Source organism: Shinella sp. NM-101 (genome assembly GCF_021401195.1).
In the GTDB taxonomy this organism is placed as follows: Bacteria; Pseudomonadota; Alphaproteobacteria; order Rhizobiales; family Rhizobiaceae; genus Shinella.
This window is the reverse complement of the sequence record NZ_JACBFT010000001.1, coordinates 246,747-259,827: the sequence shown is the minus strand read 5'-3', so window position 1 is coordinate 259,827 and position 13,081 is coordinate 246,747. Positions and strand designations below refer to the sequence as shown.

At 65.3% G+C, this 13,081-nt stretch carries 11 protein-coding genes; 5 read left to right on the top strand and 6 right to left on the bottom strand.

Going from position 1 to position 13,081, the window contains the following annotated elements:
• Positions 1-26: 26 nt before the first annotated feature.
• On the bottom strand, positions 27-362 hold the full coding sequence (locus L0976_RS01230) for a hypothetical protein (protein WP_234185673.1): 336 nt from the start codon (positions 360-362) through the stop codon (positions 27-29).
• A gap of 253 nt (positions 363-615) precedes the next feature.
• Here L0976_RS01230 and gor point away from each other — a divergent pair, with 253 nt between their 5' ends.
• The 3 genes from gor to L0976_RS01215 all read left to right on the top strand — a co-directional run bounded on the left by gor (position 616) and on the right by L0976_RS01215 (position 4,041).
• The gene (gene gor, locus L0976_RS01225) at positions 616-2,004 is read left to right on the top strand and encodes a glutathione-disulfide reductase (protein WP_234185672.1); all 1,389 of its coding nucleotides are present in this window, start codon (positions 616-618) and stop codon (positions 2,002-2,004) included.
• Positions 2,005-2,148: 144 nt separating this feature from the next.
• Positions 2,149-3,522 carry a class II 3-deoxy-7-phosphoheptulonate synthase gene (locus L0976_RS01220; protein WP_203319088.1) on the top strand — a complete coding sequence of 458 codons (1,374 nt, stop codon included), beginning with the start codon at positions 2,149-2,151 and terminating at the stop codon, positions 3,520-3,522.
• Between the two features lie 123 nt (positions 3,523-3,645).
• On the top strand, positions 3,646-4,041 hold the full coding sequence (locus L0976_RS01215) for a GFA family protein (RefSeq protein ID WP_234185671.1): 396 nt from the start codon (positions 3,646-3,648) through the stop codon (positions 4,039-4,041).
• Between the two features lie 15 nt (positions 4,042-4,056).
• Here the strand turns inward: L0976_RS01215 and L0976_RS01210 are convergent, their stop codons facing one another.
• From L0976_RS01210 to L0976_RS01195, 4 genes are all read right to left on the bottom strand, one after another.
• The gene (locus L0976_RS01210; RefSeq protein ID WP_234185670.1) at positions 4,057-5,766 is read right to left on the bottom strand and encodes a pilus assembly protein TadG-related protein; all 1,710 of its coding nucleotides are present in this window, start codon (positions 5,764-5,766) and stop codon (positions 4,057-4,059) included.
• A gap of 1 nt (position 5,767) precedes the next feature.
• Positions 5,768-6,190, bottom strand: a complete 423-nt coding sequence (locus tag L0976_RS01205; protein ID WP_234185669.1) for a TadE/TadG family type IV pilus assembly protein — start codon at positions 6,188-6,190, stop codon at positions 5,768-5,770.
• 143 nt (positions 6,191-6,333) lie between these two features.
• Complete coding sequence (locus tag L0976_RS01200) at positions 6,334-6,864, bottom strand: DUF1003 domain-containing protein (RefSeq protein ID WP_203319084.1); 531 nt, start codon at positions 6,862-6,864, stop codon at positions 6,334-6,336.
• Between the two features lie 56 nt (positions 6,865-6,920).
• On the bottom strand, positions 6,921-8,849 hold the full coding sequence (locus L0976_RS01195) for an LTA synthase family protein (RefSeq protein WP_370643544.1): 1,929 nt from the start codon (positions 8,847-8,849) through the stop codon (positions 6,921-6,923).
• Positions 8,850-9,142: 293 nt separating this feature from the next.
• Between L0976_RS01195 and L0976_RS01190 the strand changes: the two genes are divergently transcribed.
• Together L0976_RS01190 and L0976_RS01185 are read left to right on the top strand one after the other, a co-directional pair.
• Positions 9,143-10,822, top strand: a complete 1,680-nt coding sequence (locus tag L0976_RS01190; protein ID WP_234185668.1) for an NAD+ synthase — start codon at positions 9,143-9,145, stop codon at positions 10,820-10,822.
• Positions 10,823-10,911: 89 nt separating this feature from the next.
• Entirely contained in the window at positions 10,912-11,682 is a 771-nt protein-coding gene (locus L0976_RS01185; RefSeq protein WP_234185667.1) for an NYN domain-containing protein, read from the top strand.
• Positions 11,683-11,766: 84 nt separating this feature from the next.
• On the opposite strand, the gene L0976_RS01180 is transcribed toward L0976_RS01185, so the two are convergent.
• Complete coding sequence (locus tag L0976_RS01180) at positions 11,767-12,879, bottom strand: DUF2865 domain-containing protein (protein ID WP_234185666.1); 1,113 nt, start codon at positions 12,877-12,879, stop codon at positions 11,767-11,769.
• Positions 12,880-13,081: the final 202 nt, after the last annotated feature.

Here is a 13,081-nt window from a genome sequence, read left to right as displayed (position 1 = left end):
CCTCGGTGAAGCCGGCCCGGTCCGTCTTATTCGTGGATCGTATAGGTGCCGAGTTCGCAGAGGTTCTGCGTGTCGGTGGTGGTGTCGAGATCGGACTCCTCGGAGAACTCGAAGCGCATGTCGTACTCACAGACGCTGCGGCCGTCTGCGATGGTGATCTCGATCGCTTCGCCCGGTTCGAGGACCTGGTTGCCGAAGACATCTTCTTCCCACTTTTCGACACCGACCGGGGACGTGTAGAAACGGGTGAGAACGGAGCCGGTGCCGTTCTTGAGATTGAAGACGAGGTCTTCCGCCGCGGCCGGGCCGGCAAGCATGGCGCATGCTGCGGAAAAGGCTACGAAATATGCTGATTTATTCATTTTTATCATCCACTTAGACCACGATTGGTCGGGAACTTTACTTAAATCCGGTTTGCGGCGGCGTAAATCGGATTCCGCACGGCCGGCCTACCCATTTTTGGCAAGATCGCGGGGAGCCCGCTGTGGCGGTGATCGCGGCATCGTTGCCTTTTCCTTTTGGATGCGCTGTTCCTATATGTGTCGGGCTGCGGCGGATTCGCTGCCGTTCCGCCCCAAGGCCATACGGCCAGGCTTGCCCGCAGGAGATCGCGACATGACGACATTCGACTACGACCTTTTCGTCATCGGTGGAGGCTCCGGCGGCGTGCGCAGCGCGCGCCTTGCCGCCGCCATGGGCAAGAAGGTGGCGATCGCCGAGGAGTTCCGCTTCGGCGGCACCTGCGTCATCCGCGGCTGCGTGCCGAAGAAGCTCTATGTCTATGCCTCGCAGTTCCACGAGCATTTCGAGGACGCGGCCGGCTTCGGCTGGCAGGTCGGCGAGACGAAGTTCGACTGGCAGGCGCTGGTCGCGGCCAAGGAGAAGGAGATCACGCGCCTCGAAGGCCTCTACCGCAAGGGGCTGGAGAATGCCGGGGCGGCCATCCTTGCAACGCGCGCCGTGCTCGTCGGACCGAACACGATCCGCCTGACCGCCACCGACGAGCTGGTGACGGCCGAGCGCATCCTGATCGCGGTCGGCGGCCATCCGACGCCGCATTTCGACTTGCCCGGCCACGACCTCTGCATCACCTCGAACGAGGCGTTCGACCTGCCGGAGCTGCCGAAGTCCATCCTGATCTCGGGCGGCGGCTATATCGCGGTCGAATTCGCCAACATCTTCCACGGGCTCGGCGTCGAGACGACGCTGATCTATCGCGGCAGGCAGATCCTCTCGCGCTTCGACCAGGACATGCGCCACGGCTTGCAGTCCGCCATGATAGCCAAGGGTATCCGCGTCATCTGCGAGGACATCATCACGCGCGTCGAAGAGGGCGAGGGCGGGCGCCGCATCGTGTCGACCAAGTCCGGCGAGACGCTGACCGTCGACCAGGTGATGCTGGCGCTCGGCCGCATGCCGAACACCGGCAGCCTCGGGCTGGAGACGGCGGGCGTCGCCATGAACGAGCGCGGCGCCATCATCGTCGACGCGCATTCGCGCACCAACGTGGCCGGCATCTTCGCCCTCGGCGACGTGACCGACCGCGTGCAGCTCACGCCCGTCGCGATCCATGAGGCCATGTGCTTCATCGAGACGGAATTCCGCGGCAATCCGGTCTCGCCCGACCACGACCTCATCGCCACCGCCGTCTTCTCGCAGCCCGAGATCGGCACCGTCGGCCTCAGCGAGGAGGAGGCGGCGAAGACGTTCGACGATCTTGAGATCTACCGCGCCGAGTTCCGCCCGATGAAGGCGACGCTGTCCGGCCGGCAGGAAAAGACCATCATGAAGCTCGTGGTCAATGCCGCCGACCGCAAGGTGGTGGGCGCGCATATCCTCGGCCACGAGGCCGGCGAGATGGCGCAGCTCCTCGGCAGCTCGCTGAAGGCGGGCGTGACGAAGGACGACTTCGACCGCACGATGGCGGTGCATCCGACGGCCTCCGAGGAGCTCGTGACGATGTACCAGCCGAGCTACCGCGTGCGGAACGGCCAGCGGGTCTGACGAGGTCCCGCGTGTCGCCGCTTTTGGGACAGCCGCCACTGGAACTGCGGCTATGCAAGAGCCATCTGACGGTTTATAAGCCCGCATCTTCAAAACGGAGGGGCGTTCGTCCGCTTCGCGAACGCTTCAGGACAGGTGAGTATCATGGCACAGAATTGGACGCCGAATAGCTGGCGGGACAAGCCCATCAGCCAAGTTCCGGATTATCCCGATCTCGCCGCATTGGCGGCGACCGAAGAGCGCCTCGCGAAGTTTCCGCCGCTCGTCTTCGCCGGTGAGGCACGCCGCCTCAAGACCGCGCTTGCGAACGTGGCCGAGGGCAAGGGCTTCCTGCTTCAGGGCGGCGATTGCGCCGAGAGCTTCGCCGAGCACGGCGCCGATACGATCCGCGACTTCTTCCGCGCCTTCCTGCAGATGGCCGTGGTGCTGACCTTCGGCGCCCAGCAGCCGGTCGTGAAGGTCGGCCGCATCGCCGGCCAGTTCGCCAAGCCGCGTTCCTCCGGCATCGAGAAGCAGGGCGACGTGTCGCTGCCGTCCTACCGCGGCGACATCATCAACGGCATCGAGTTCACCGAAGAGGCGCGCATTCCGAACCCGGAACGGCAGATCATGGCCTACCGCCAGTCCGCCGCGACGCTGAACCTCCTGCGCGCCTTCGCGATGGGCGGTTACGCCAATCTCGACAACGTGCACCAGTGGATGCTCGGCTTCGTCAAGGATTCGCCGCAGGCCGAGCGCTACCGCAAGCTCGCCGACCGGATCTCCGAAACCATGGACTTCATGAAGGCCGTCGGCATCACGCCGGAAAACCATGCGAGCCTGCGCGAGACGGATTTCTTCACCAGCCACGAGGCGCTGCTGCTCGGCTACGAGCAGGCGCTGACCCGCGTCGATTCGACCTCGGGCGACTGGTATGCGACCTCCGGCCACATGATCTGGATCGGCGACCGCACGCGCCAGCCCGACCATGCGCATATCGAATATTGCCGCGGCATCAAGAACCCGATCGGCCTCAAGTGCGGCCCGTCGCTGACCGGCGACGGCCTGCTGGAACTGATCGACCTCCTCAACCCGCAGAACGAGGCGGGCCGCCTGACGCTGATCTGCCGCTTCGGCCACGACAAGGTGGCGGAAAACCTGCCGCGCCTCATCCGCGCCGTCGAGCGGGAAGGCAAGAAGGTCGTCTGGTCCTGCGACCCGATGCACGGCAACACGATCACGCTCAACAACTACAAGACCCGCCCGTTCGAGCGGATCCTGTCGGAAGTCGAGAGCTTCTTCCAGATCCATCGCGCGGAAGGCACTCATCCGGGCGGCATCCATGTCGAGATGACCGGCAACGACGTGACGGAATGCACTGGCGGCGCGCGGGCGCTGTCGGGCGACGATCTCGCCGACCGCTACCACACGCATTGCGATCCGCGCCTCAACGCGGACCAGGCGCTGGAGCTCGCCTTCCTCCTTGCCGAGCGCATGAAGGGCGGCCGCGACGAGAAGCGCATGGTCGTGAACGGCTGATCGCCTTTCGTTCATGCTTCGGCTCCGTCGATGAACGGGGCTGATGCATGCATTCAGGAATGTGAAATTGACAGGACCGGGCCGGCTGGCAAAGCTGGCCCGGTTTTCTTTTGGGGGGAGCGCATGAGCGAGGAACATCATGGACATTGCCTTTGCGGCGCGGTGCGCCTGCGCACGGTCGGGCCGCTGCGCGAGGTGATTGCCTGCCATTGCAGCCAGTGCCGCCGACAGACCGGGCATTTCTACGCCGCGACCAATGTGCGTGACGACAGGCTGACGGTGGAGGGCGGCGACAACGTCACCTGGTACCGGGCGAGCGAAGGGGCGAGCCGCGGTTTCTGCCGCACCTGCGGCTCCACCCTGTTCTGGAAGGGCGACGGCTCGGACTATACCTCGATCCTGGCCGGCGCCTTGGAGCAGCCGACGGGGCTGCGGATCGGCATGCATATCTTCTGCGCCGACAAGGGCGACTACTACGAGATCGCCGACGGCGTGCCGCAATTCGCGCAGGGCAGGTGACGCCCGGCTATCGCCTCACTGGACGAGGGCGGGACGCTGGCAGCGCACGCCCGTCACGCGGATGTCTGCCTCGCCGACCTTCACGCCGACGGCCAGCAACAGGTTGTAGAGCAGTTCGTCGATCGCCGGCGTCACGGTCGTCAGCGTGGAGGCGAGCGCCTTGGTGACGAGCGAGGTATTGAGCGCGAGGTTGAGCAGCTTGATGTTGACCTCGACGTCCAGGTCTCCCAGCAACGATTTGATCGCGGAGGTGAGCGTGTCGCGCGTCGAGACGGATTTGGTCGCCTTGGCGGCGATTTCCGTCGGCGTATAGGTGAGGCGGGTCTTCGTGAGGTTCTTGACCTCGCCGTGCGCGAGCGCATCGATGCTGAGGAGCGCGGTATCGACGAGGCGGGCCTTGCGCACCCGCGGTTCGTCCGAGAAGTCCGACAGGACCGACGGATCGACCTTGCCGACGGCAAGTTCCGCGACGCCGGGCACGGCATCGACGAAAACGTTGGCATTCGTTGTCGCGCCGCCGAGGCAGCGAATATCGGCGAGCTTCGCCTCGGACGCCGCGACCTCGACATAGAGCGGCAGCTTGACCCGCAGGCCCGCCAGCGCGGCAAGGCCATCGATGCCGACCTCCACGGCAAGCCGTGTCTGGGCGCTGCGCACGGCGCTGCCGGGCGCGCCGAGGCGATGCGGCGGCGTCTCGACCGGCGGCTCGCCGATCGCCAGGCTGACGGTCACGCCGGCAAGGCCGGGAAGCGTGATGCCCGTGTCGAGGGCCACCTGGTTGCGGCCGTTGGCGAGGGCGGCCGCGGCGGTCACCATCTGCAGGGCATTGACCGACATTTCCCAGTCGCCGCCGGTCGTCACCGCGACGCCCTTCTTCGGATCGATGTTGAGGATGCGCGTGAGGGGGAGCTTGACCTTGCTGCCGGCGGCCGCCTTCTCGATTGCGTGCAGGGCCGAGCGGACGGGGCCGGAAAGCCCCTCGACGGCGCGCATCGAGGCTAGGAGCTGCGGCATGGTGATGCCGGCGTTCAGCACCTCCTCATAGGTGCCTGCCGTGAGGTTGAGCTGCGTCGCGACCGCCTTCAGGAAGGGCTGGACGGAAAGGTCCGCATCGACCAGCGCCCGGTAATCCATCACCTTGAGCGAGAGGCTGGTGCCGAGAAGCTGGCCCAGCAGGGCGTTGAGGATGCCCTCGTTGAGGCTGGCAAGGCGCGTTCCGATCGAAAAGGCGGCGATCTTGGTGCGCGATGCCGAGCCCGTCGCCGACAAGAGCGGCGATTGCGGCATGAAGACGCCGGCAACGAAGAGATCGGCGGGGCGCGAAAGGGTGACGCGCGCGGCATCGGCTTCCGCGCCCGCCGGCGTGAAGCGGTCTTCGGGCGCGATGTCGGGATCGGCGATGTAGCGGCCGCGCTCGACGCTTGCCCTGGCGGCAGAGGAAACGCCCGGCGGCGTCGAGGGGATCGTGACGCCGTTCCTGCCGGTGACGGTGACGGAAAGGCGGTTGAGGGCGAAATAGGTCGCGGCCGCCTTTTCCGCCTCCGTCACATTGGAGGCTGCGGCGATGGCGGCAAGGTCTGCCGAAGCCTGCAACTGGCGCTGTTGCACCGTGAGGTAGCCATAGTCGACGCCGAGGGCGAGGGAGAAGATCATCAGCGGCAGGCTGAGGGCGGCAAGCGTGCCGATATTGCCGGACCGGTCGGCGAGGAGGCGGGATGGTGTCATCTCACATTCCTCCCACACGCACCGTGGCGTAGCGCTGGATATTCTCATGCGGCAGGGCGAAGGTAAAAAGCTTCCAGATGGGCAGGTCGCTGGAATCGTAGGTGATCGTGACCGTGAACTGGTCCGGGTTGCCGGGATCGTCGGTGACGACTACCTGCATCTTCGCGCGGTTGATGAAGGAATAGTCGAGGCGCGAGGCATCCAGGTAGCGGTTGACGAGCGTGACGCGCTCGGCCGGGTTGAGGCCCGCGACCGCCGTGCGCGCCGCGTCCGCGGCGATCTGCTGCACGGAATGGGTGACGGAGAGATAGATGCCGTAGGCGATCAGTGTGAAGAGGGTGAGGAAGAAAAGAGGGGCGACGATCGCAAATTCCAGCGCCGAGGTTCCGGCGCGATCCTTCGACAGGCGGGTGAGGGCGTGCATTACATGTCCTCCTTGGGATTGTCGGATCGCAAGGCATCCCGCATTCGGAATGCCGATGCAGCTTTATCGTGCGCCCAGAGTCTTAATTTCTCCTATAGATTGATGTACGCCAATTTGGGGGTATCAAAGGCTGTGGCTGGTTGTCACTCCCTTTCGCGCAACACGTCTTGCAGGCGCAGAACTTCCAGCTTGAGGGCGGCGATCTCGCCGAGGAACTGCGTATCGACCTTGTGATGCAGCGCCATCAGCTCGATCTCCGCCTTCAGGTTCACCTCGTAGTCTTTGGAGGCCTCGAAGCGGTCGCGCGCCGCCTGCCGGTTCTGCGACATCATGATGATCGGCGCCTGGAGCGCCGCCAGCATGGAAAGCACGAGGTTGAGGAAGATGAAGGGGTAGGGGTCGAAGGCGTCGCGGGTCAGCACCAGCGTGTTGACGATCGTCCAGACGAGCAGGAAGCCGAGGAAGGCGATGATGAAGGCCCAGGAGCCGCCGACGCGGGCGATGGCATCGGCGATGCGCTCGCCGAGCGATTGCCTGGCCTCGTAGGCGACGTTCCTGTCCTGCGAGAGGATGCGGCCCTCGCGCGAATGAAGCAGGACCTCGCGCTCGGTTTCGTCGAGCTGGTCGGGGGACTTGCCGAACAGGATCTGGGCGGCGTCGTCGAAGGGTTTCATGGCAGGGCTCCGGAAAAGCGAATCGGAGCCAGAACCCAGCGTCGTTTCGGTGAAAATCAGTAGCCGGCCGACATCAATTCCGCGTGGGAATCGAAGAAACGTTCGAGGCCGTACTGCTTGCCGAACATGATGTCATGCTGGAGGAAGCGGAAGTCGCGCACCAGCGGGTCGACCGTCTTCCTGCGTGCCCAGTCGGCCGTCGCATTGCCCTTGGCGTCGATCAGCATGTAGCGGTCGATGACGCGCAGCTTGTCGTGCACCGCACCGAGGAAGCCGGTGTAGTAGGGGTGCTCGTAACCGGCCTCCTTGAGGATGTAATAGGACAGGAATGCCGGGCTGATCGTGCCGATCTCCTTTTCGACGCCGGTCTTGTTCGACCAGATGACGAGCGGGGTTTCGTGTTCCTTCTTCATCTGTTCCGCCGTGCCCTTGCGCGAGGCGGTGACGCCGGGCATGTAGCCGGAATTCTTGTAGACCGTGTTGAGCGGCGGCAGGTGGTCGCCGAAGACGACGATGATCGTCTCGCGGTCGCGCTGGCTCGCCCAGTCCATCAGCATCTTCAGGCTTTGGTCGGCTTCCTTCACGCCCTGCGCGTAGCTTGCGAGCATGCGGTTCTCGCGGGCGTCGAGCGTGCCGTCGATGGCGACGTCGGTCTTCTTGTAGCGGCCGTCGTCATAGGGGCCGTGGCCCTGCAGGGTGACGGCGAAGAAGAAGAACGGGTTTTCCTGCGCATCCGCCTGGCGGATGATTTCCTTCGTCAGCGCCTCGTCCGAGGTGAAGTTGCCGCGTTTTGCGAGCGGCGGCATCCTGTCGACGTCCTTGAAGGTCTCGAAGCCGAAGGCCTTGTAGACGCTCGTGCGGTTCCAGAACCAGCCGGAGAACGGATGGATGGCGCGCGCCGTATAGCCTTCCGCGCGGAAGAAGGTGGCAAGCGAGGGGATCGGCTTGCGCACATATTGCTGGTAGGGGATGCTGCCCGTCGGCAGGAAGGCATTGGAGAAGCCCGTCAGCGCCTCGAACTCGACATTGGCGGTGAGGCCGCCGAATTCCGGCGAGAAGACGTTGCCGCTCGAATTCTCGCGGATGACCGGCATCGGATCGGGCGACAGCTTCACGGTCCCAAGGCGCGTCGGATCCCACAGGGATTCGCTCATCACCACGATGACGTCGGGCTTGGAGCGGTGCGTCGTTCCGGCCGGCAGGGGCTTGGAGGGAATCTTGTCGATGGCGTCGATCATGTAGCCGGCCGGCGCCTTCACATTGGCCATCGGCAGGTTGATGGTGAAGGCCATGACGAAGCCGTTATGGCGATAGTTCTCGGCCTGGTCCCACATGATCGGGAAGACCTTCAGCCGGTCGCGCATCCAGGAGAACTCGTTGTAGTCCATGATGGAGACGAAGCCCGCGAGCAGCGGCAGCGCGATGGCAAGCCGCGTCAGGCGCTCCCTGCGCGTCAGCGGCCGGAAGCGGCGCCAGGCGAAGACCCAGAGGCCGACGAGGCCGACGAGGCCGGCGGCAACGGCAAGCGCAAGGGCGGCGGCGGTCCACGGGCGATCCTGCACCAGCACCGGCAGCAGTTCGAGGATCTGGCGGCCGAAGAGCAGGTCCGTCGGATAGAGCGGGTCGGTGAGGAAGACCTGCTTCTGCTGCGAGATGACGCCCATCAGCACGACGAGCGGCGAGACGAGGAGCACGGCCTTGTGCTGCCGGCCGATCAACGCGTCGATGGCAAGGTACAGCAGGAAGAAGATGCCCGTCGTGGTCCAGCCGGGCTGCTGGAGATTGGTCAGGTAGGCATAGGTCTGCTGGAGCGAGCCGCGGGTCACGAGCTCGATGACGGCGACGGTCGCAAGCGCGAGAAGGGCGGAGACGGCAAGCGAGCGCAGAACGGCGAGCGCCTTGGCATGGCGTGCGAGGAAGCCCGCTTCGGCGGCTAATCCTTCGGTGGCTTCGATCGCCACGGCTGCAGGCGTAAACAGGGCCAAGGCCTTCTCCAGATTTCATAAAACCTTCGTGTATCTGTCATACGGATGTCATCTTGAACAGAAGATGAATGCTTGCAGCAACGTTCCCCCACCGCTTTGGTTCCTCGTGTTGCATTGCGGCAATGGCCTCCGGAACCTTCTGAAAACCCGATCTTTTCGGCGAAATCGCGCGCAACCGGCACGCCGTTCATTCCCAAAACGCCTGCCATGCTCTAAAGAGCGTATCGACCGTCCGCAGTTTCCCCGCGGCATCGCGCGGGAAGGCGGACACGAGCAGAAACGGGTCCGCAGACATGACTTCCGAGACTGAAAAGACGACGCTGCGCATCGCCGTCGCGCAATTGAACCCGATTGTCGGCGATGTCGCCGGCAACCTCGCCAAGGCGCGCGCCGCCCGCGAGGATGCCGCCCGCCAGGGCGCCGACCTCCTGCTCCTGACGGAACTCTTCATCTCCGGCTATCCGCCGGAGGACCTGGTGCTGAAGCCGGCCTTCCTGAAGGCGTGCCGCCGGGCGATCGACGACCTTGCCGAAGACACGGCGAAGGGCGGCCCCGGCGTCGTCATCGGTTTTCCGCGGCAGAACGAGACCGGCCGCTACAACGCCGTCGCCGTGCTCGACGCCGGCAAGGTGATCGCCGTGCGCGACAAGGTGGACCTGCCGAACTACGGCGAGTTCGACGAAAAGCGCGTCTTCGACCAGGGCGCCATGCCCGGCCCGGTCAATTTCCGCGGCGTGCGGCTCGGCATCCCGATCTGCGAGGACATCTGGGGCGATCTCGGCGTCTGCGAGACGCTGGCCGAGAGCGGGGCGGAGATCCTGCTGTCGCCGAACGGCTCGCCCTACTATCGCGGCAAGGTGGACGTGCGCCATCAGGTCGTGCTGAAGCAGGTGATCGAGACCGGCCTGCCGCTCCTCTACGCCAACCAGCTCGGCGGCCAGGACGAACTCGTCTTCGACGGTGCCAGCTTTGCCTTCAACGCCGACAAGACGCTCGCCTTCCAGATGAGCCAGTTCGAGGAGGCGATCGCCCTCACCACCTGGAAGAAGCAGGCCGGCGGCTGGGTTTGCGACGGCGGCCCGACCTCGCGCATCCCGGAGAAGGAGGAGGCGGACTATCGTGCCTGCCTGCTCGGCTTCCGCGACTACGTCAACAAGAACGGCTTCAAGAACGTCGTCCTCGGCCTTTCCGGCGGCATCGATTCGGCGATCTGCGCGGCCATTGCCGTCGATGCGCTCGGCGAGGAGCGGGTGCGCTGCGTCATGCTGCCCTACCGCTACACATCCTCCGATTCGCTGAAGGACGCGGCCGACTGCGCCAGGGCGCTCGGCTGCCGCTACGACATCGTGCCCATCGAGGCGCCGGTGGCCGGCTTCCTCTCCTCGCTCTCCGAGCTGTTCGAGGGCACGGAGGAGGGGATCACGGAGGAGAACCTGCAGAGCCGCGCGCGCGGCACGATCCTCATGGCGATCTCCAACAAGTTCGGCTCGATGGTCGTGACGACCGGCAACAAGTCGGAAATGTCGGTCGGCTACGCCACGCTCTACGGCGACATGAACGGCGGCTTCAACCCGATCAAGGACCTCTACAAGATGCAGGTCTATGCCCTGTCGCGCTGGCGCAACGGGCATGTGCCGCCGGGCGCGCTCGGCCCGTCGGGCGAGGTCATCCCGCATAACATCATCGACAAGGCGCCGTCTGCCGAGCTGCGCCCCAACCAGACCGACCAGGATTCGCTGCCGCCCTATCCGGTGCTCGACGACATCCTCGAATGCCTCGTCGAGATGGAGATGAGCACCGAGGAGATCGTGGCGCGCGGGCACGATGCGGCGACCGTGCACCGGATCGAGCACCTGCTCTACATCGCCGAATACAAGCGCCGCCAGTCCGCGCCCGGCGTGAAGATCACCCGGAAGAATTTCGGCCGCGACCGCCGCTACCCGATCACCAACCGGTACCGTGACCGGGGGTAGCAACGCGTTAACCGCTGCAAGCAAAAGGTGACGCTGCCGATTGCGACCCTGCCGCCTTTTGCTATCGTTTCCCCGAACAGGTGGAGGCGATGGCCATGACAGCGCAGTATGTAGCGGTTTTCATCGATGCGGAGAATGTGTCCGTCTCGGCCGCGGCCGCCATCCTCGAAGAAGCCGCCCGGCACGGGACCGTGCGGGATCGCCGGCTTTACGGCGATTTCAACCGATGCCCGCAGCTTTCCACCTGGCTGGACATCGCGCCCCGGCACGCGCTGACGCCATGCCAGACGGCCGGCGGTGCGGTCGGGAAGAACGGTGCGGATATTGCGCTTGTCATCGATGCCGTCGCCATGCTCTGCCGCAACGAAGCGGACGTCTTCTGCATCGCGACAAGCGACGGGGATTTCACGCAACTGGCAATCCGCATCCGCCAGGAGGGAAAGACCGTCATCGGTCTCGGCCGTGAACGGGCCTCGCTCCGTTTCAGGGAGGCCTGCGACGCCTTCGTCGCGACCGAGGTCGCCAAGGCGCCACCACCGGCAGTGACCGCCGTGAAAAAGCCGTCCCCTGCCGCCAAGGCGCCGACGCCGCGCAAGCTGGAGGCGGATCTTCTGCACAGGGCCTTCGCGGCCGCGCCGCGGGTGGACGGAGAATGGGTGAGGCTGCAGGATATGCTGAATGCGTTGCAGGCATGCCGGCCGGGCTTTAAGGTCAAATCCTACGGGCATAGCCAGTTGTGCAAGCTTCTGGCCTTCTCCGAGGCCGAACTGGCCGACAAGAACCGGAAGGTGCGCATCCGCAAGCCTGCTCTCAAGGCCGTGGTGGACAACCGGCAGCCTTACATTGCTGCTGCGGGCTGATCTTCCGCCGATATCCGCTATCGGCAACCGCGTCGCCTGCGACGACTCTATCCGTTTCGAAGCGCGGCTCAGAACCGCCCTGCGTCAGTTCACACCGGCGTCGGCCGGGCGGCCGAGGTCGATGGCGGTGGAGTTTTCCGGCAGGAAGACGGGGCCGACCGTGCGGACCTTACTCGTCGCGGGGTCGTAGTCGCGTTCCTCGATGGCGACGGGCGGTTTAGCGGCGGCCTTCTCTTCCTTGTCCGGCAGGGTGCGGAAGGTGGTGACGGAGCCGTTTTCCTCGCTGTTGCGCTTTCCGGTGCTGGCGGTCTCGGTGTCGCCGCCCTGGCTCTCCTTCTCGCGCCTGATCATTTCCTGGTAATAGGCCGAGAGATTGCAGCCGCAGCCCCCCGGCTGGGATAGGTCGCGGGTGCGGTAGGCGAAGGCGTTCGCCAGTTCGTAATAGGGGCGCCCGGTGACCGTGGAGGTCATCTGCTCGGTCTCCTGGCCGCTGGACATCGACTGGTAGAAGAGCTCCGTTTCCGTCTGCGGGCACATCATCTCGCAGACCTTCTGGTCGCGGCGGAAATCGATGGGCGTCGCGCCCGAGGAGATCGGGAAGAAACCGCCGTCGCAGGTGCGCACGCAGACGGTGCGAAGGTTGCCGTGGCCGGCGCTGCCGCCGAGCGAGCGCAGTTCCAGCCGTCCGCTGCCCTCCGGTGCCGCGCCGAGCGGCAAGGTGCGCTTGTCGTCGAGGGTGCGCAGCGTTTCGGTCGCCGCGACAGGCACGACCGTCGCCTCGTCGTTGCAGCCATTCGCATTGAGCGCGGCAATGAGGCGGCCGCGCTTGCCCTGCGAGGAGGCACCGCCGGCCAGTTCCCGCCGCTTCCCGTCGAGGATCCTGAGGTTCTGCTCCATCCGGCCGATGACGGTGGATAGCGTGGCGCAGGCATCGGCATTCGCCCCGCCGATGACGATGATGCTGCCGCTGGAGCAGCCGAGGCGGCGCTGGTCGCTTTTCGCCTTGCGAAGCTGGATGTTCTGGCGGGCGATGGCGCCGGCATATTTTCGCGCGCCCGCCGTGTCGGCGACGACCTTCGGCAGGCTGGCAAGCTCCGCCCGGATGCCCTCGCAAACGCCCGCCGCCGCCGTGCCGGCCGAAAGGACGAGCGGCAGGCCGGCCAGAGCGGCGAAAAGAAGACGGGCGCGTGCCTTCACGTCGGTCGATTCCTGAATGCTTCAATTGCCCGGCCCCAAGGCCGTTTTCGAGGCTCCATCATAGGCCGCGCGGAGGGGAGCGCAACGTGCTCCCGCATTTGTGATTAACGGGCCTGCCTTGCAACCGCCACGGCCCGGGCCTACATTCCGGCCATCGTCAATGCCGACTGGATGGTGCGCCATGGAATTCAACCCGACCGCA

Coding starts and splice junctions, on each gene's coding strand:
- L0976_RS01230 (WP_234185673.1), bottom strand. CDS start 362: ATGAATAAATCAGCATATTTCGTAGCCTTTTCCGCAGCATGCGCCATG.
- gor (WP_234185672.1), top strand. CDS start 616: ATGACGACATTCGACTACGACCTTTTCGTCATCGGTGGAGGCTCCGGC.
- L0976_RS01220 (WP_203319088.1), top strand. CDS start 2,149: ATGGCACAGAATTGGACGCCGAATAGCTGGCGGGACAAGCCCATCAGC.
- L0976_RS01215 (WP_234185671.1), top strand. CDS start 3,646: ATGAGCGAGGAACATCATGGACATTGCCTTTGCGGCGCGGTGCGCCTG.
- L0976_RS01210 (WP_234185670.1), bottom strand. CDS start 5,766: ATGACACCATCCCGCCTCCTCGCCGACCGGTCCGGCAATATCGGCACG.
- L0976_RS01205 (WP_234185669.1), bottom strand. CDS start 6,190: ATGCACGCCCTCACCCGCCTGTCGAAGGATCGCGCCGGAACCTCGGCG.
- L0976_RS01200 (WP_203319084.1), bottom strand. CDS start 6,864: ATGAAACCCTTCGACGACGCCGCCCAGATCCTGTTCGGCAAGTCCCCC.
- L0976_RS01190 (WP_234185668.1), top strand. CDS start 9,143: ATGACTTCCGAGACTGAAAAGACGACGCTGCGCATCGCCGTCGCGCAA.
- L0976_RS01185 (WP_234185667.1), top strand. CDS start 10,912: ATGGCCATGACAGCGCAGTATGTAGCGGTTTTCATCGATGCGGAGAAT.